The organism is Pseudomonas sp. AU12215, assembly GCF_001675465.2.
Classification (GTDB): domain Bacteria; phylum Pseudomonadota; class Gammaproteobacteria; order Pseudomonadales; family Pseudomonadaceae; genus Pseudomonas; species Pseudomonas nitroreducens.
In genome coordinates this window covers 100,990-116,034 of sequence record NZ_MACM02000137.1, presented here as the reverse complement: position 1 = coordinate 116,034, position 15,045 = coordinate 100,990, and the positions used below count along the sequence as shown (strand labels likewise).

Here is a 15,045-nt window from a genome sequence, read left to right as displayed (position 1 = left end):
GTGCATCTGCACCGGCTTTTTCATTTCCGCCAGCGCCGTCAGGCACCGACCGGGGTACGCAGCGTCACGAACTCTTCCGCCGCGGTCGGGTGAATGCCGATGGTTTCATCGAACACCCGCTTGGTTGCTCCAGCCTTGAGCGCAATGGCGATGCCCTGGAGGATTTCTCCGGCTTCCGGGCCGACCATATGGCAACCCAGCACCTTATCGGTGTCGGCATCGACGATCAGCTTCATCAGGGTCCGTTCCTGGCACTCGGTGAGCGTCAGTTTCATCGGACGGAAACGGCTCTCGAATAGCTTCACCCGGTGTCCGGCGCTGCGCGCTTCATCTTCGGTCAGGCCGACCGTGCCGATGTTGGGCAGGCTGAATACAGCGGTGGGAATCAGCTTGTAGTCTACCGGGCGGTATTCCTCCGGGCGGAACAGCTTGCGCGCCAGCGCCATGCCTTCGGCCAGTGCCACGGGGGTCAACTGCACCCGGCCGATCACATCACCGATGGCATGGATCGATGGCTCGCTGGTGCAATAGGCCTCATCGACCTTGATGTAACCACGATCATCCAGCTCGACCGAGACATTCTCCAGGCCCAGGTTGTCCAGTTGCGGACGGCGGCCGGTTGCGTAGAACACGCAATCCGCCTCCAGCACGCGACCATCCTTGAGCGTCGCAGCGAGGCTGCCGTCGGCCTGCTTGTCGATGCGTGCGATGTCGCTGTTGAACTGCAGGTCCAGCCCCTTCTTCGTCAGCTCGTCGCGCAGGTGCTCGCGCACGCTGCGATCGAAGCCACGCAGGAACAAATCCTTGCGGTACAGCAGCGAAGTCTGCGCCCCCAAGCCGTGGAATATGCCGGCGAATTCCACGGCAATGTAACCGCCGCCGACCACCAGCACCCGACGCGGCAGTTCCTTGAGGAAGAAGGCCTCATTGGAAGAGATCGCGTGCTCCTTGCCGGGAATATCCGGCACCTGCGGCCAGCCACCGGTGGCAATGAGGATGTGCTTGGCACGGAAACGCTGGCCGTCGACTTCCACGGTGTGCGCATCCTGCAGCCTGGCATGTCCCTCCAGCAGCGTGACGCCGCTGTTCACCAGCAGATTGCGGTAGATGCCATTGAGGCGATGGATCTCGCGATTCTTGTTGGCGATCAGTGTCGGCCAGTCGAACTTCGCCTCACCCAGGGTCCAGCCAAAGCCGGCAGCCTGCTCGAAGTCCTCATGGAAATGCGCCCCGTACACCAGCAGCTTCTTCGGCACGCAACCGACGTTGACGCAGGTACCTCCCAGGTAGCGGCTTTCCGCCACGGCCACCTTGGCGCCAAAGCCCGCGGCAAAGCGCGCAGCACGCACACCGCCGGAACCCGCACCGATGACGAACAGGTCGAAATCGAAAGACATCATGGATCTCCGCTTGGATATGACAGGCAGCATACCTCATGACGCCTGACCTATCCTGCCATCAGCCGCTGCCAAAGGAGTATTCGCCATGCGCCCATCCCTGACCCACCTGGCCCTGCACGTACCTGATCTTGAGGCCTGCATAGCGTTCTACGAGCGCTTCTGCGGTATGCGCATCATCCACCAGCGCGAAGGCAAGGGGTCACGCATTGTCTGGATGGCGGAGCCCGGCAAGGAGCACCGCCTCATCTTCGTCATCATGCCAGGCGGGCAGGCGCGGCACCTGGCCAGCGATGACTACAGCCACTTCGGCTTCGCGGTGGACAGCCACGAGGAAGTCGACCGTATCGCCAGGGATGCCCAGTCGGCCGGCTGCCTGATCTGGGCACCCCGGGCAGAGCCCTACCCGGTGGGTTATTACTGCGGACTGCGCGACCCGGCGGGCAACTACGTCGAGTTCAGTTATGGGCAGCCACTCGGGCCGGGATCGGAGGCCATGCCAATCCCGCGCTCGATGTGATGCCCGGCTGCACACACGAAAAAGCCACCCGAAGGTGGCTTTCTCAAAGAGCGGAAAGGTCCGGAGTTACCAGGCCTTGCCAGTCTTGTAGAGGTGCTCGTAGCAGAAGTTGGTCGCCTCGATGTAACCCTCGGCGCTACCGCAGTCGAAGCGCTTGCCCTTGAATTTGTAGGCCAGTACGCAACCGTCCTGGGCCTGCTTCATCAGAGCGTCGGTGATCTGGATTTCACCGCCCTTGCCCGGCTCGGTCTGCTCGATCAGGTCGAAGATATCCGGAGTCAGGATGTAACGGCCGATGATCGCCAGATTCGACGGGGCATCTTCGGGCTTGGGCTTCTCGACCATGGTGTTCACGCGGTAGATGTCGTCGCGGATCATCTCGCCGGCGATCACACCGTATTTGTTGGTCTCTTCCGGCGGCACTTCCTGGATTGCCACGATGGAGCAGCGGAACTGGTTGTACAGCTTGACCATCTGCTTGAGGACGCTGTCGCCTTCCAGGTTCAGGCACAGGTCGTCCGCCAGCACGACAGCGAAGGGCTCGTCGCCGATCAGCGGGCGACCGGTCAGGATCGCGTGGCCCAGGCCCTTCATTTCAACCTGGCGGGTGTAGGAGAAGGTGCACTCGTCGATCAGGCGACGAATACCGACCAAGTACTTTTCCTTGTCGGTGTTGCGAATCTGGTGCTCCAGCTCATAGCTGATGTCGAAGTGGTCTTCGAGCGAGCGCTTGCCACGGCCAGTGACGATACCGATTTCGCCGAGACCGGCTTCCAGCGCCTCTTCAACGGCATACTGGATCAGCGGCTTGTTCACCACCGGCAGCATTTCCTTGGGCATGGCCTTGGTGGCCGGGAGGAAGCGGGTACCGTAGCCGGCGGCCGGGAACAGACATTTCTTGATCATGGGAGTCCTTCGAGAGGGACAGGGGTGCGAGTTGCGCGCAGTCTAATCAGGCTGCGTCCGCCTTACAATGCCCCGGATTGCAAGCTGCACGACACTTCCGCGCACTTGAAACCGATGACACGCGCATCTGACCACCGGATTGCCAGTTTAGTTCTCGAACTTACTGGCAAATGGGCAGCATCCCGGTCCTGCCCGCGCCCTTTCTATGCTCTGGCTCCTTGCGCCACGTCGCTCCCGCAAAGCCGCTGCCGCACCACGCCCCAGATCGAAAGCTCATCTCCCTCCTCGACCTTCAAGGTGGGAAAGCCATCGCTCGCTGCCTGGAGAGCGAAACAGCCATCGATGATGGCGAGCCGGCGAATCAGCGCCTCACCGTTCAGTGCCGCCACCACGATCTCACCCGGCGCCGCCAATTCGGAACGGTCGACCAGCAACAGGTCGCTGTCGTGAATGCCCGCCTGCGTCATCTCTTCGCCACACGCACGGACTATGTAGGTATGCAGAATCACTGCGGTGGCCGCAACGCCTGCGCCCGACTGCATCACATCTTGGACATCCAGAATGGCTTGTTGCATGACCTTTCTCCGAATACTGTATATACATACAGATATCAGATACCTGCCAGCCCGGCAAGCCATTGAATGGAACCTACGCAGAGATTGCCGCTCAACCGAAAGGACAGTAAGCCGTTGGCGGTGGACTACCCTTAGGGAGGGGTGAGGATATCAAGATGAATCCAGGCACGTTCGTCACACTCATGATTCTCGGCTGGGTCCTGCTGGCACTGGTCACGCTGTGGGCCATCCTGCGCGTACCCATGCGCCGCGCCCGCATGCAGAAGTTCAAGCACAAGGCAAAAACCGCTTCACCGAGGCGTCACCTCCTCCCGCACTAGAATCGCCATCGTGCAAAATGCCATTGTATTTGCGCCACACCTTGCAGGCTGCATGGAAAGCGAGACGCGGATTATTTTTAAATATTTGATTTTAAAGGATTTTTAATTTATCCGAGATTGGTACGCACCCTGCAATGAAAGGGATGAATCCACCCACACATTGCCGAGGACGACGCCATGCCAATCGACCGCCTGCCTGCCGCCCAATATCTCTGCCAGGTCTTTTCCGATTTCGAAGTGAGTTTCACCGCTCGACCGGACGGCAATCTGATCATGACGCTGAGCAAGGAAGCGGGTGAACACATCGCCTGTCGGGTGGTGCGACTGGAAGAACAACGCAACGAAGAGCTGCTGACCAGCCTGGTAGGTCGCATCCGCCGCGATCTGGCAACCGAATACGGCCCGCTGCAGGAGCAGGACGCCGATCACTTCAAGGAAGAAGTACCGCTGCAGAATTTTTATGAGGCCAGCGGCCCCCTGCGCCAGCGCCGCATCGTCAAGGCCGGCGCAAAACTGCGCTCGATGGCGCACATCGGCGCCTGAATCGCTGAAAATGAAAAACCCGGCCTAGGCCGGTTTTTTCATGTATGGCGCTCGCCTCGATTCAGACATGCAAACTGCAATGATTCGGGGAGATGGGAAATGGTGCCCGGAGCCGGACTCGAACCGGCACGCCCAAAGGGCGAGAGATTTTAAGTCTCCTGCGTCTACCGATTTCGCCATCCGGGCGGCAGCGCGTTGTAGCGTATCCAGGCATGCGCCCGGAAAGGGCTGGACTATATACAGCCCCAACTCATCTGCGCAAGTTGCCGAACCTGGCAACTCCCGCAGCGGGCAGTTAAAGAAAAAGCCCTGTAAATCTTCGATTTACAGGGCTTTTCTATTGGAGGCTGAGGTCGGAATCGAACCGGCGTTCACGGATTTGCAATCCGGTGCATAACCACTCTGCTACTCAGCCGTAACACGGATGACTCAAGGTGAATCATCGAAAATCTGGAGCGGGAAACGAGACTCGAACTCGCGACCCCGACCTTGGCAAGGTCGTGCTCTACCAACTGAGCTATTCCCGCGTTGTCGTGTTGACGGGCGCCATTCTAACGATTTGGAAATGCCTGTCAACTCCTTGATTCAAAAATACTTATTTCTCTTTTGGGGTAGTGTTCAGGTGCGGCCATGCAGCCAGGAGATAGTGCAGCATCGACCACAGGGTAAGGATGGCGGCAACAATGAGCAGCGCGTAACCCACCAGGACCCAGAAAGTCATCAACGGTGGATTGGCCAGTAGAATGACCAGCGCCAGCATCTGCGCCGCCGTTTTCCATTTGCCCAGGCTGGATACCGCCACGTGCGCCCTAGCCCCGATCTCTGCCATCCATTCGCGCAGCGCGGAAACGACGATCTCGCGACCGATGATGATAACGGCCGGCAGGGTCAGCCACAGATTCGCGTGTTCCTCCACCAACAGCACTAGCGCGGTAGCGACCATCAGCTTGTCTGCCACCGGATCGAGGAAGGCACCGAAGGGCGTGCTCTGCCCCAGCCGTCGCGCCAGGTAGCCGTCCAGCCAGTCGGTGGCGGCAGCAAGGGCAAAGACGGCACTGGCGGCCAGATGGCTGGCCGGGAACGGAAGATAGAACAGCAGGATGAAGATCGGGATGAGCAGAACGCGAAGCAGTGTGAGCAGGTTCGGGATATTCATCGGGTCGGAAGGTCTGCGAGTTGAGCCGGCATTCTACTCGCTGTGCAGTGCTGCATAAATCTGCTCTGCCAGCTTTTTGCTGATGCCGGGGGCTTTGGCAATTTCATCGATACTGGCTCTGCCCAATTCCTGCAACCCGCCGAAATGCTTCAGCAGATCGCGCCGGCGCTTGGGCCCGACGCCAGCGACGTCTTCTAATGTGGAGGTGCGTCGCGCCTTGCCCCGCCGTGCACGGTGACCGGTGATGGCAAAGCGGTGCGCTTCGTCGCGGATCTGCTGGATCAGGTGCAACGCCGGTGAGTCAGCGGGCAAGGTGAATTCGTGCTCGGCATCATTGAGGTAAAGGGTTTCCAGACCAGGCTTGCGAGTGACGCCCTTGGCGACCCCTAGCAGCGTCAGGCCGACTACCGCCAGTTCCTGAAGCACCTCCTGAGCCATCGCCAGCTGCCCCTTGCCGCCGTCCACCAGAAGGATATCGGGCATCTTGCCCTCGCCTTCCTTCAATCGGCTGAAGCGGCGGGTCAGCGCCTGGTGCATGGCGGCGTAATCATCGCCGCCAGTGATGCCCTCGATATTGAAGCGGCGATAGTCCGACTTCAGTGCGCCTTCGGGGCCAAAGACCACACAGGACGCCACCGTCGCCTCGCCACTGGAATGGCTGATATCGAAACACTCGAGCCGCTGCGGTGGCTCGGGGAGGTCCAGCGCCTCTCCCAGCGCATCGAAGCGCGCCGCCATGTGCTGTCGATTGGCGAGGCGTGCCGCCAGCGCCTGCTCGGCGTTGGTCACGGCAAGCTGCTGCCAGCGGGCGCGGGTAGCACGCACGCGGTGACTGATTTCCAGCAGCCGCCCACGTGATGCCTCGATGGCGGAAGCCAGGATGGGGAAGTCTTCGTGCACGGCATTGACGATCAGCTCGTTCGGCAGATCGCGCTCGTGATGACTGAGGTAGTACTGCCCAAGGAAGGCCAGCAGGACATCGCCCACCTCCTCCTCGATCGCCACCTGCGGGAAGAAGTTCTTGCTTCCCAGCACTCGACCGCCCCGCACGCTGATCAGGTGTACGCATGCGCCACCCGGCGTAACGATGGCCGCCACCACATCGACGTTACCGGTGCCGAACTCCATGCTCTGCTGGTCCTGCACGCGGCGCAGGATCTGCACCTGATCGCGCAGCTCCGCCGCCTTTTCAAAGTCCAGGCGCATCGCCGCCTCTTCCATGTTGGTGGAGAGCTCCTCGGCCAGCACATTGCTGCGCCCTTCGAGAAACATGATCGAGTGGCGTACGTCTTCGGCGTACTCCTCCTCGCTCACTAGTCCGACACAGGGCGCCTTGCAGCGCTTGATCTGATACTGCAGACACGGGCGCGTGCGGTTGCGGTAGTAGCTGTCCTCACACTGGCGCACGAAGAAGGCCTTCTGCAGCAACGCCAGGCTTTCGCGAATGGCGCCAGCGCTCGGATAAGGCCCGAAGTACCGTCCTTTGGCCTTCTTCGCGCCGCGGTGAATGGTCAGACGCGGATACTGATCCTCGCTCGACAGGAAGACGTACGGATACGATTTATCGTCGCGCAGCAGAATGTTGTAGGGCGGCCGCCATTCCTTGATCAGCGTCTGCTCAAGCAGCAGCGCCTCGGTTTCGTTGGCGGTGATGGTGGTCTCGACCTGGGCGATCTTCGCCACCAGGGCGGCCGTCTTTGGCGCCAGGCCAGTCTTGCGGAAGTAGCTGGAGAGACGCTTCTTGAGGTCCTTCGCCTTGCCGACGTAGAGCAACTTTGCGTCGACGTCGAACATGCGATAAACGCCCGGCCGCCCGCTGCAGGTGGCAAGGAAAGCCGCCGAATCGAACGGTTGCACCATGATCAGTTACTGGCGTCGACCATGCCGTGCCGGACAGCCAGCAACGCCAGTTCGACGTCACTGGTGATCGAGAGCTTCTCGAAGATGCGGTAGCGGTAGGTATTCACAGTCTTGGGCGAGAGGCACAGCTTGTCCGAGATGCTCTGCACCTTGTGACAGTTGGCGATCATCAGCGCGATCTGGATTTCACGCTCGGACAGGGTATCGAATGGCGATGCGTTCCTTTCCGGCTCGAAGGACTTCAGCGCGAGGTTCTGGGCAATCTGCGGGCTGATGTAGCGCTGACCGGCAAAAACCTGGCGTATCGCCTGGACCATCTCATCCAGCGCTGCACCCTTGGTGAGATATCCCGCAGCACCAGCCTGCATCAGACGGGTCGGGAACGGGTCTTCCTCGCATACCGTCACCACCACGACGCGTACATCGGGCTGGCTGCGCAACAGCTTACGGGTGGCTTCGAGACCGCCGATGCCGGGCATCTTCACATCCATCAGGACGACGTCAGGCTTGAGTTCGCGAGCGAGCTGCAGCCCACGCTCACCGGAGTCGGCCTGCCCAACGACCTGCAGGCCATCGATATCAGCCAGCATGCGGGTAATTCCGGTGCGCACCAGATCGTGATCATCGACCACCAGCACCTTAATCACGCAGCACCCCTTGAGCAGAATGGAATGGTGAGACCCGAAAAGGGACTTCGAACAATTGCCGAACCTTAACAGAAAGCAGCCTTACGACCTAGCCTGGAAGCGGTTCGCCAAAATGCAAGCGCCAGAGATACGTGGCGCAGGCGGGGTAAATGCTGACAGATGCTTGGCGAAGCGTCTAGGACGGCCGTACCGGCAACCTATTGCGCTGTAAGAAGCTGGAGCCATCGCCGGAGTTTTCCATCTGATAGACGCTATCGGCTCGACATCCATCGCACGGGATTGCCACGCCATATCGGCAACCGACGGATGACCCATGGCGTCACCGCGCTCATGCGGCTCAGGCCTCGACGGCATCCAGCAGGGCCCAGGGCTTGTAGCCTGCGGCGCGCGCGGCTTTCTCCGCCTCCAGGATGGCCTCGGTACGGCTCAGCGAACGTGAGCGGTGCTCGAAGCGAAATGCGGGCCCGCTTGCGCCTCGCACACTGAGAACAATCAGGTAACCCCTCATGGGGTTGCTGACTTCCCGAGTGGTTTTCACTTTCTTCGGAGCTACGCCCAGCGCTTCGCGCATCTGCCGCTCGAGATCTTCGACTTGGTTCATTCAGGATTTTCCGAGGAGAGGAACTTTAAGTTTAACTGAGACAATCATCGCCCTACAGAAACATCTACCGGGATGACTGACTTTTCCGACACTGTTTAACTTGTGCGATGCGTATTCGGAGGTCGAGCCCTTAAAGCAACCCACCGCAGAAACGCGAAAGCCCCGCAGTGCGGGGCTTTCAACGTTGTAATAGTGGCGGAAGCGTAGAGATTCGAACTCTAGGACAGTTGCCCGTCGACGGTTTTCAAGACCGTTGCCTTAAACCACTCGGCCACGCTTCCACATGAGCGGGCCGCAATATTACCGGATCGCAACACACTGTCAAACTCTGATGATTCAGCGCGCTTTTCCCTCTGTTATGATAAGCATCACTACGGTCATGGATCCGTATCCCGCTTAACAGGAGTGTCACGACATGCAAGAACGGCAATATCTCGACTCCACAGCCGTGGAGCAGAAAGAGGTCAGCGGCGTCCTGCGCAATACCTACGGCCTGCTGGCCCTGACCCTGGCCTTCAGTGGCCTGGTAGCCTTCGCCTCGCAACAGATGCGCCTGCCGTACCCGAGCTTCTTCGTGGTGCTGCTCGGCTTCTATGGCCTGTTCTTCCTCACCGTGAAGCTGCGCAACAGCGCCTGGGGCCTGGTCAGCACCTTTGCCCTCACCGGCTTCATGGGCTACACCCTCGGCCCGATCCTGAACATGTACCTGGGCATGGCCAATGGCGCGAGCATCATTTCCTCCGCCTTCTTCATGACCGCCCTGGTGTTCTTCGGCCTGTCCGCCTACGTGCTGACCACCCGCAAGGACATGAGCTTCCTGTCCGGCTTCATCACCGCAGGCTTCTTCGTCCTGCTGGGCGCCGTGCTGGTCTCGCTGTTCTTCCAGATCAGCGGCCTGCAACTGGCCATCAGCGCCGGCTTCGTGCTGTTCTCCTCGGCGATGATCCTGTTCCAGACCAGCGCGATCATCCACGGTGGCGAGCGCAACTACATCATGGCGACCATCAGCCTGTATGTGTCGATCTACAACCTGTTCATCAGCCTGCTGCAGATCTTCGGCATCATGGGCAGCGACGACTGATCAACACAGTGCCACGGAAAAAGCCCGTTTCGACGGGCTTTTTTCATGTCAGGCGCGGCAAAAAAAGGCGCAGCGCCGTATCATCCTGCGAAAATTCGCCGCCAAGGCCAGCTCCATGAAGTTCGTCATCGCCCTCTTCTCCCCGCCGCACTCGCCAGCCGCCCGGCGCGCCCTGCGCTTCGCCGAAGCTGCGCTGGCCGGCGGCCACGATATCTCCCGACTGTTCTTCTATCAGGACGGAGTGCACAGTGCAGCGGCCAACACCGTGGCCAGCCAGGATGAACTGGATGTTGCGGCGGCCTGGACGCGCTTCGTTGCCGACAACCAGCTTGACGGCGTTGTCTGCATCGCCGCAGCGCTGCGCCGCGGCGTGCTGAATAGCGAGGAAGCCAGCCGCTACTCCCGTCCCGCCGCCAACCTGCAGGCACCCTGGGATCTTTCCGGCCTCGGCCAGTTGCATGAAGCGGCGCAACAGGCGGACCGCCTGATCTGCTTTGGAGGCAACTGATGGCCAAGTCCCTGCTGATCATCAGCCGCCAGGCTCCCTGGGCCGGCCCCGCTGCCCGCGAGGCGCTGGATATCGCTCTGGCCGGCGGCGCGTTCGACCTGCCGATCTCAATGCTCTTCCTTGATGACGGCGTGTTCCAGCTGGCACCCGACCAGCGCCCTGCCGGTATTGAGCAAAAAGACCTGCAAGCCAATCTGCAGGCCTTGCCGCTTTTTGGCGTCGAGGATCTCTATGCCAGCGCGCGCAGCCTGACCGAGCGCGGCCTGGACGCCAGCAGCCTCACGCTGGCCACACAGGTGATGGATGACAACGCCCTTCGCGGCCTGCTGCAAACCCACGACCAGGTGATCACGATCTGATGGCTACCCTCCACCTGCTCTCGCACTCCCCCTTCAATGACAGTCGGCTCGACAGTTGCCTGCGCCTGCTGGGCGCCGATGACGGCATCATGCTGACCGGTGACGCGGTATACGCGCTCCGCACAGGTACGCAGCCGGCGCAGGCGCTGGAGCAATTGCCGGCAAGCAACTCCCTGTTTGCGCTGCAGGAAGACCTGCAAGCGCGCGGGCTCGACGCCCTCGCCTCCCGAGTCGACAGCGTGGACTACCCCGGCTTCGTCGAACTCTGCACCCGCTTCGACAAGGTGAACACCTGGCTATGAGTATCTTATTGGTCAATGGCCAAGCCCTGCCGCTGGATAAGGACGGCTACCTCGCTGACCTGAACGACTGGAGCGACGCCGCCGCCGAAGCCCTGGCCCACAACGAAGGCATCCACCTGACCCCCGAGCATTGGGAAATCCTCCTGTTGCTGCGCGAGTTCTACGGCGAGTTCCAGCTCTCGCCGGCCAACCGCCCGCTGATCAAATACGTAGCCCAGAAGCTGGGCGCGGAAAAGGGCAGCAGCCTGCACCTCAACCTCCTGTTCAAGGGCACCCCGGCCAAGCTTGCCGCCAAGCTCGCCGGCCTGCCGAAGCCGACCAATTGCCTATGACCGCCGCCCCGCTCGTCCTGCAGACACCCGCCGAACACCCTTTCGCCCAGTTCGTCCGCATCCTCGGCAAAGGCAAGCGCGGTGCACGCGGCCTGACCCGCGAGGAGGCCCGCGAAGCGCTGGGCTTCATCCTCGACGACAAGGTCGAGGAGGCGCAACTGGGTGCCTTCCTGATGCTGTTGCGGCACAAGGAGGAAAGCGCAGAAGAGCTGGCCGGCTTCACTGAGGCCGTCCGCGAGCGCCTGCAAGCGCCGAAGATCGCCGTGGACCTGGACTGGCCGAGCTACGCCGGCAAGAAGCGTCACCTGCCCTGGTACCTGCTGGCGGTGAAATGCCTGGGCGGCAGCGGCACCCGCATACTTTTGCATGGCGCAGGCGCCCACACCGCCGGCCGCCTCTACACCGAGCAATTGCTCGAGCTGCTGGGCCTGCCGCTGTGCCGCGACTGGAGCGCAGTCAGCCAGGCACTGGATACCCAGGGCGTCGCCTTCGCCCCGCTGGTGGACTGGATGCCGCGACTGCAGCGAATGATCGACTTGCGCAATACCCTCGGCCTGCGCTCACCCATTCATTCCTCGGTGCGCCTGATCAACCCGCTGGGCGCAACCTGCGTGCTGCAAAGCATTTTCCATCCCGGCTACCAGGCCGTACACCGCGAAGGCAGCCGCCTGCTGGGCGACTACGCCATCGTCATCAAAGGCGAAGGCGGCGAGATCGAAGTGAACCCGGACGCCTCTTCGCACCTGTACGGCTGCCGCGATGGCAATGACTGGGACGAAGAATGGCCCGCGCTTTCACCGCTGCGTCACGTCAAGCCGGAAAGCCTCGACCCGCAGCATCTGGCCGCGGTCTGGCGCGGCGACGCAGAGGACGTCTACGGCGAGCTGGCCGTCCGCGCAACAATGGCCCTGGCCTTGCGCGCGCTCGGGCTGCAGCGAGACGAAGCCTTCGCAGAGGCCGATAAACGCTGGACTGAGCGCAACAGATCGATTTAGTCGATAGCTGGAATCCTGTTTTTGCGCTAAACAATCGAGCCAGAGCCGATAGACTGGTCCCATCTTCCCGCTTTCTGGAGCACTCAAGATGGGACAGTTGATTGATGGCCGCTGGCAAGATCAGTGGTATGACACCAGCAAGGACGGCCGCTTCCAGCGCGAAAATGCGCAGCGCCGCAATTGGGTCACCGCCGACGGTCAGCCCGGCCCCACCGGCGAAGGCGGCTTCCGCGCCGAGGCCGGCCGCTATCACCTCTACGTATCCCTGGCCTGCCCGTGGGCTCACCGCACGCTGATCTACCGCCAGCTCAAGGGCCTCGAATCGTTGATCGACGTGTCGGTTGTCAGTTGGCTGATGCTGGAAAACGGCTGGACCTTCGACAAGGCGCTCGGCTCCACCGGCGACAAACTCGAAGGCCTCGACTTCCTCCATCAACGCTATACCCGGGACGACCCGCACTACACCGGCCGTGTCACCGTACCAGTGCTGTGGGACAAGCATGAGCAGCGCATCGTCAGCAACGAATCGGCGGAGATCATCCGCATGTTCAACACCGCTTTCGACGGCATCACCGGCAACAAACTGGACCTCTACCCGGAGCCGCTGCGCGCGCAGATCGATGAGCTGAACGAGCGTATCTACCCGGCCGTGAACAACGGTGTTTACCGTGCGGGCTTCGCGACGACGCAGGGCGCCTACGAAGAAGCCTTCAAGACATTGTTCAATGAACTGGACTGGCTGGAAGAGCGCCTGGGCGAGCAGCGCTACCTGGCGGGCGAATACCTGACCGAAGCCGATGTGCGCCTGTTCACTACGCTGATCCGCTTCGATGCGGTCTACCACGGCCACTTCAAGTGCAACCTGCGGCGCCAGGCGGACTATCCGAACCTGTCCGGCTGGCTGCGCGAGTTGTATCAACTGGACGGCGTTGCCGGTACGGTGGATTTCCAGCACATCAAGCACCACTACTACGGCAGCCATCGCACCATCAACCCGACCGGCATCGTGCCACTGGGGCCGCAGCAGGACTTCACCAGTCCGCACGGGCGCGAGCATCTGGCGGGCGAGGGTATTTTCCGTAGGGGCTGAGTCAGCCGCGGGAGCGGAATTCGCCATCAGACCTGTAGGAGCGAGCTTGATCACGGACCCAGCGCAAGCCATCAGCGTCAAGCGGCTCGCGAGCAAGCCCGCTCCTACAAGGTCAAGAGCGGATCAGATCGGTTTTTCGATACCGTCGTAGACCTTCTGCAGCGCGCCCAGGCGCTCCTGGTAACGCTGCTTCAGGCAGGCCTTGTTGGCGCCGCAGGCGCGGCGCTGCTCCAGCCAGGCGAGCTGGGAGTCACCCAGGTTGCCCCGCATGCCCATCGCAAACAGGCCGCGCAACAGGCGGTAGGTGGTTGCCACCTGCACGTCCATTTCGGACAGTTGGCGGTCCGCGCAGATGGCTTTCTCGTCGGCCTGCCTGGCCTTCTTGCAATCGAAGCTGGCCGCTGAGGCCGGCGCGGTGAACCCCATGGCACAGCACACGGCGCCCAGGATCACCACATAAGGGGCTTTCACTGCTGCCCCTCGAACCACGCCAGCTTTTCGCGCAGCTGCACCACTTCCCCGACGATCACCAGTGTCGGCGCATGCACTTCGTGCTCGGCAACCAGCTCCGGCAGATTCGCCAGGGTGCCGGTGAACACGCGCTGATGCACCGTGGTGCCCTGCTGTACCAGGGCGGCAGGCGTGTCGGCGGAGCGGCCGTGACGCACCAGTTGCTCGCAGATGACCGGCAAGCCGACGAGGCCCATGTAGAACACCAGGGTCTGGCCCGGAGCGACCAGGTCGTTCCAGGGCAGGTCGGTGGTGCCGTCCTTCAAGTGCCCGGTCACGAAGCGCACGGATTGTGCGTAATCACGGTGTGTCAGCGGAATACCGGCATAAGCCGCACAGCCGTTTGCCGCAGTAATGCCCGGCACCACCTGGAACGGGATTCCGTTGGCCGCCAGTTCGTCGATTTCCTCGCCGCCACGGCCGAAGATGAACGGATCACCGCCCTTCAGGCGCAGCACGCGCTTCCCTTGCTGGGCGAGCTCGACCAATTGGCGGTTGATCTCATCCTGCGGCACGGCGTGGTCCGCGCGGCGCTTGCCGACATACAGGCGGTCCGCATCGCGGCGGCACAGCTCGAGGATGGCCGGCGCAACGAGGCGGTCATAGAGCACCACATCGGCCTGCTGCATCAGGCGCAGGGCACGGAAGGTCAGCAGGTCCGGATCACCAGGGCCGGCGCCGACCAGATAGACCTCGCCACGGGATTCGGGCTGCGGCGCTTCCAGCTTATCCGCCAGCAAGCGCTCCGCTTCGTTCGGCTGGCCGGCGAGCATGCGCTCGGCGACCGGGCCCTGGAACACCTCTTCCCAGAACTTGCGGCGCTGCTGCAGGTCCGGCAGGCGCTGCTTCACGCGCTCGCGGAAGCGGCTGGCCAGGCCGGCCAGTTGGCCGTAGGTTGCGGGAATCCAGGTTTCCAGCTTGGCGCGCAGCAGGCGCGCCAGCACCGGCGCGTCGCCACCGCTGGACACGGCCACCACCAGCGGCGAACGGTCGACGATGGCGGGGAAGATCACGCTGCACAGGGCCGGTGCGTCGACCACGTTGACCGGTACGCCGCGCTCGTTGGCGTCTCGGGACACCTGGGCGTTGAGCGGCTCATCGTCGGTGGCGGCGATGACCAGCACGCAGTCCTGCAGGTCGCCTTCGGCGTAGGGGCGCAGGATCAATTCGCCCGCGCCCTCCTCGACCAACTCTCGCAGCTCGGAGTGCACCTCCGGCGCCACCACACGCAGCACCGCGCCGGCGTCATTCAGCAGGCGCGCCTTGCGCAGTGCGACATCACCGCCGCCGACCAGTAGCGCGCGACGTCCGCGCAGGATGTGGAACAGCGGCAGGAAGTCCAT

Annotated in this window: 19 protein-coding genes and 4 tRNA genes; 10 read left to right on the top strand and 13 right to left on the bottom strand. The window is 61.9% G+C overall.

Annotated elements, in window-relative coordinates; all coding sequences use genetic code 11:
- Window positions 1-38 precede the first annotated feature (38 nt).
- Window positions 39-1,397: a glutathione-disulfide reductase gene (gene gorA / locus A9513_RS18290; protein ID WP_065085206.1), complete on the bottom strand. Its 1,359-nt coding sequence runs from the start codon at window positions 1,395-1,397 to the stop codon at window positions 39-41.
- Between the two features lie 88 nt (window positions 1,398-1,485).
- Between gorA and A9513_RS18285 the strand changes: the two genes are divergently transcribed.
- A complete protein-coding gene (locus A9513_RS18285; protein ID WP_065085205.1) occupies window positions 1,486-1,917 on the top strand; it encodes a VOC family protein in 432 nt (143 codons plus the stop codon).
- Between the two features lie 66 nt (window positions 1,918-1,983).
- Here the strand turns inward: A9513_RS18285 and galU are convergent, their stop codons facing one another.
- Together galU and A9513_RS18275 are read right to left on the bottom strand one after the other, a co-directional pair.
- Window positions 1,984-2,823: a UTP--glucose-1-phosphate uridylyltransferase GalU gene (galU, locus tag A9513_RS18280; protein ID WP_024767166.1), complete on the bottom strand. Its 840-nt coding sequence runs from the start codon at window positions 2,821-2,823 to the stop codon at window positions 1,984-1,986.
- Window positions 2,824-3,026: 203 nt separating this feature from the next.
- Window positions 3,027-3,398, bottom strand: a complete 372-nt coding sequence (locus tag A9513_RS18275) for a LexA family transcriptional regulator (protein WP_065085204.1) — start codon at window positions 3,396-3,398, stop codon at window positions 3,027-3,029.
- Between the two features lie 155 nt (window positions 3,399-3,553).
- On the opposite strand from A9513_RS18275, the gene A9513_RS36145 reads away from it, so the two are divergent.
- The gene (locus A9513_RS36145; RefSeq protein WP_099051257.1) at window positions 3,554-3,718 is read left to right on the top strand and encodes a hypothetical protein; all 165 of its coding nucleotides are present in this window, start codon (window positions 3,554-3,556) and stop codon (window positions 3,716-3,718) included.
- A gap of 177 nt (window positions 3,719-3,895) precedes the next feature.
- Window positions 3,896-4,261, top strand: a complete 366-nt coding sequence (locus A9513_RS18270; RefSeq protein ID WP_024767164.1) for a DUF3509 domain-containing protein — start codon at window positions 3,896-3,898, stop codon at window positions 4,259-4,261.
- 100 nt (window positions 4,262-4,361) lie between these two features.
- Here A9513_RS18270 and A9513_RS18265 read toward each other — a convergent pair.
- From A9513_RS18265 to A9513_RS18230, 8 genes are all read right to left on the bottom strand, one after another.
- Window positions 4,362-4,447: transfer RNA gene (locus tag A9513_RS18265), tRNA-Leu, on the bottom strand.
- Between the two features lie 155 nt (window positions 4,448-4,602).
- Window positions 4,603-4,676: transfer RNA gene (locus A9513_RS18260), tRNA-Cys, on the bottom strand.
- A 36-nt stretch (window positions 4,677-4,712) separates the two neighbouring features.
- A tRNA-Gly gene (locus tag A9513_RS18255) sits at window positions 4,713-4,788 on the bottom strand.
- 68 nt (window positions 4,789-4,856) lie between these two features.
- Window positions 4,857-5,417, bottom strand: coding sequence for a CDP-diacylglycerol--glycerol-3-phosphate 3-phosphatidyltransferase (gene pgsA / locus A9513_RS18250; protein WP_024767418.1), 561 nt, complete (start codon window positions 5,415-5,417; stop codon window positions 4,857-4,859).
- 33 nt (window positions 5,418-5,450) lie between these two features.
- Window positions 5,451-7,277, bottom strand: a complete 1,827-nt coding sequence (uvrC, locus tag A9513_RS18245; RefSeq protein ID WP_065085203.1) for an excinuclease ABC subunit UvrC — start codon at window positions 7,275-7,277, stop codon at window positions 5,451-5,453.
- A gap of 2 nt (window positions 7,278-7,279) precedes the next feature.
- Entirely contained in the window at window positions 7,280-7,924 is a 645-nt protein-coding gene (uvrY, locus tag A9513_RS18240; RefSeq protein WP_017517075.1) for a UvrY/SirA/GacA family response regulator transcription factor, read from the bottom strand.
- Window positions 7,925-8,261: 337 nt separating this feature from the next.
- Entirely contained in the window at window positions 8,262-8,525 is a 264-nt protein-coding gene (locus tag A9513_RS18235; RefSeq protein ID WP_226045085.1) for a hypothetical protein, read from the bottom strand.
- A 193-nt stretch (window positions 8,526-8,718) separates the two neighbouring features.
- A tRNA-Ser gene (locus A9513_RS18230) sits at window positions 8,719-8,806 on the bottom strand.
- 134 nt (window positions 8,807-8,940) lie between these two features.
- Here A9513_RS18230 and A9513_RS18225 point away from each other — a divergent pair.
- The 7 genes from A9513_RS18225 to A9513_RS18195 all read left to right on the top strand — a co-directional run bounded on the left by A9513_RS18225 (window position 8,941) and on the right by A9513_RS18195 (window position 13,192).
- Complete coding sequence (locus A9513_RS18225; RefSeq protein ID WP_024765156.1) at window positions 8,941-9,606, top strand: Bax inhibitor-1/YccA family protein; 666 nt, start codon at window positions 8,941-8,943, stop codon at window positions 9,604-9,606.
- Between the two features lie 115 nt (window positions 9,607-9,721).
- Entirely contained in the window at window positions 9,722-10,114 is a 393-nt protein-coding gene (tusD, locus tag A9513_RS18220; protein ID WP_065085202.1) for a sulfurtransferase complex subunit TusD, read from the top strand.
- Entirely contained in the window at window positions 10,114-10,473 is a 360-nt protein-coding gene (gene tusC, locus A9513_RS18215) for a sulfurtransferase complex subunit TusC (protein ID WP_065085201.1), read from the top strand. The genes tusD and tusC overlap by 1 nt, the downstream gene beginning before the upstream one ends.
- Window positions 10,473-10,775 (top strand): sulfurtransferase complex subunit TusB, encoded by a 303-nt coding sequence (gene tusB / locus A9513_RS18210; protein ID WP_065085200.1) that lies wholly within the window; start codon window positions 10,473-10,475, stop codon window positions 10,773-10,775. Before tusC ends, tusB begins: the two co-directional genes overlap by 1 nt.
- On the top strand, window positions 10,772-11,107 hold the full coding sequence (locus A9513_RS18205) for a TusE/DsrC/DsvC family sulfur relay protein (RefSeq protein ID WP_065085199.1): 336 nt from the start codon (window positions 10,772-10,774) through the stop codon (window positions 11,105-11,107). The genes tusB and A9513_RS18205 overlap by 4 nt, the downstream gene beginning before the upstream one ends.
- Entirely contained in the window at window positions 11,104-12,102 is a 999-nt protein-coding gene (locus A9513_RS18200; RefSeq protein WP_065085198.1) for a glycosyl transferase family protein, read from the top strand. The genes A9513_RS18205 and A9513_RS18200 overlap by 4 nt, the downstream gene beginning before the upstream one ends.
- A gap of 88 nt (window positions 12,103-12,190) precedes the next feature.
- On the top strand, window positions 12,191-13,192 hold the full coding sequence (locus A9513_RS18195; RefSeq protein WP_065085197.1) for a glutathione S-transferase family protein: 1,002 nt from the start codon (window positions 12,191-12,193) through the stop codon (window positions 13,190-13,192).
- A 123-nt stretch (window positions 13,193-13,315) separates the two neighbouring features.
- On the opposite strand, the gene A9513_RS18190 is transcribed toward A9513_RS18195, so the two are convergent.
- Both A9513_RS18190 and cysG read right to left on the bottom strand, forming a co-directional pair.
- The gene (locus tag A9513_RS18190) at window positions 13,316-13,618 is read right to left on the bottom strand and encodes a lysozyme inhibitor LprI family protein (RefSeq protein ID WP_037007284.1); all 303 of its coding nucleotides are present in this window, start codon (window positions 13,616-13,618) and stop codon (window positions 13,316-13,318) included.
- 41 nt (window positions 13,619-13,659) lie between these two features.
- Window positions 13,660-15,045, bottom strand: coding sequence for a siroheme synthase CysG (gene cysG / locus A9513_RS18185; RefSeq protein WP_065085196.1), 1,386 nt, complete (start codon window positions 15,043-15,045; stop codon window positions 13,660-13,662).

What these genes read in the sequence shown, in the direction of transcription:
- tusB (WP_065085200.1), top strand. Translation starts at nt 10,473, where the DNA reads ATGGCTACCCTCCACCTGCTCTCGCACTCCCCCTTCAATGACAGTCGG.
- galU (WP_024767166.1), bottom strand. Translation starts at nt 2,823, where the DNA reads ATGATCAAGAAATGTCTGTTCCCGGCCGCCGGCTACGGTACCCGCTTC.
- A9513_RS36145 (WP_099051257.1), top strand. Translation starts at nt 3,554, where the DNA reads ATGAATCCAGGCACGTTCGTCACACTCATGATTCTCGGCTGGGTCCTG.
- A9513_RS18190 (WP_037007284.1), bottom strand. Translation starts at nt 13,618, where the DNA reads ATGGGGTTCACCGCGCCGGCCTCAGCGGCCAGCTTCGATTGCAAGAAG.
- A9513_RS18200 (WP_065085198.1), top strand. Translation starts at nt 11,104, where the DNA reads ATGACCGCCGCCCCGCTCGTCCTGCAGACACCCGCCGAACACCCTTTC.
- tusC (WP_065085201.1), top strand. Translation starts at nt 10,114, where the DNA reads ATGGCCAAGTCCCTGCTGATCATCAGCCGCCAGGCTCCCTGGGCCGGC.
- A9513_RS18285 (WP_065085205.1), top strand. Translation starts at nt 1,486, where the DNA reads ATGCGCCCATCCCTGACCCACCTGGCCCTGCACGTACCTGATCTTGAG.
- tusD (WP_065085202.1), top strand. Translation starts at nt 9,722, where the DNA reads ATGAAGTTCGTCATCGCCCTCTTCTCCCCGCCGCACTCGCCAGCCGCC.
- A9513_RS18270 (WP_024767164.1), top strand. Translation starts at nt 3,896, where the DNA reads ATGCCAATCGACCGCCTGCCTGCCGCCCAATATCTCTGCCAGGTCTTT.
- cysG (WP_065085196.1), bottom strand. Translation starts at nt 15,045, where the DNA reads ATGGACTTCCTGCCGCTGTTCCACATCCTGCGCGGACGTCGCGCGCTA.
- gorA (WP_065085206.1), bottom strand. Translation starts at nt 1,397, where the DNA reads ATGTCTTTCGATTTCGACCTGTTCGTCATCGGTGCGGGTTCCGGCGGT.
- A9513_RS18275 (WP_065085204.1), bottom strand. Translation starts at nt 3,398, where the DNA reads ATGCAACAAGCCATTCTGGATGTCCAAGATGTGATGCAGTCGGGCGCA.
- uvrC (WP_065085203.1), bottom strand. Translation starts at nt 7,277, where the DNA reads ATGGTGCAACCGTTCGATTCGGCGGCTTTCCTTGCCACCTGCAGCGGG.
- A9513_RS18205 (WP_065085199.1), top strand. Translation starts at nt 10,772, where the DNA reads ATGAGTATCTTATTGGTCAATGGCCAAGCCCTGCCGCTGGATAAGGAC.
- A9513_RS18235 (WP_226045085.1), bottom strand. Translation starts at nt 8,525, where the DNA reads ATGAACCAAGTCGAAGATCTCGAGCGGCAGATGCGCGAAGCGCTGGGC.
- A9513_RS18195 (WP_065085197.1), top strand. Translation starts at nt 12,191, where the DNA reads ATGGGACAGTTGATTGATGGCCGCTGGCAAGATCAGTGGTATGACACC.
- A9513_RS18225 (WP_024765156.1), top strand. Translation starts at nt 8,941, where the DNA reads ATGCAAGAACGGCAATATCTCGACTCCACAGCCGTGGAGCAGAAAGAG.
- pgsA (WP_024767418.1), bottom strand. Translation starts at nt 5,417, where the DNA reads ATGAATATCCCGAACCTGCTCACACTGCTTCGCGTTCTGCTCATCCCG.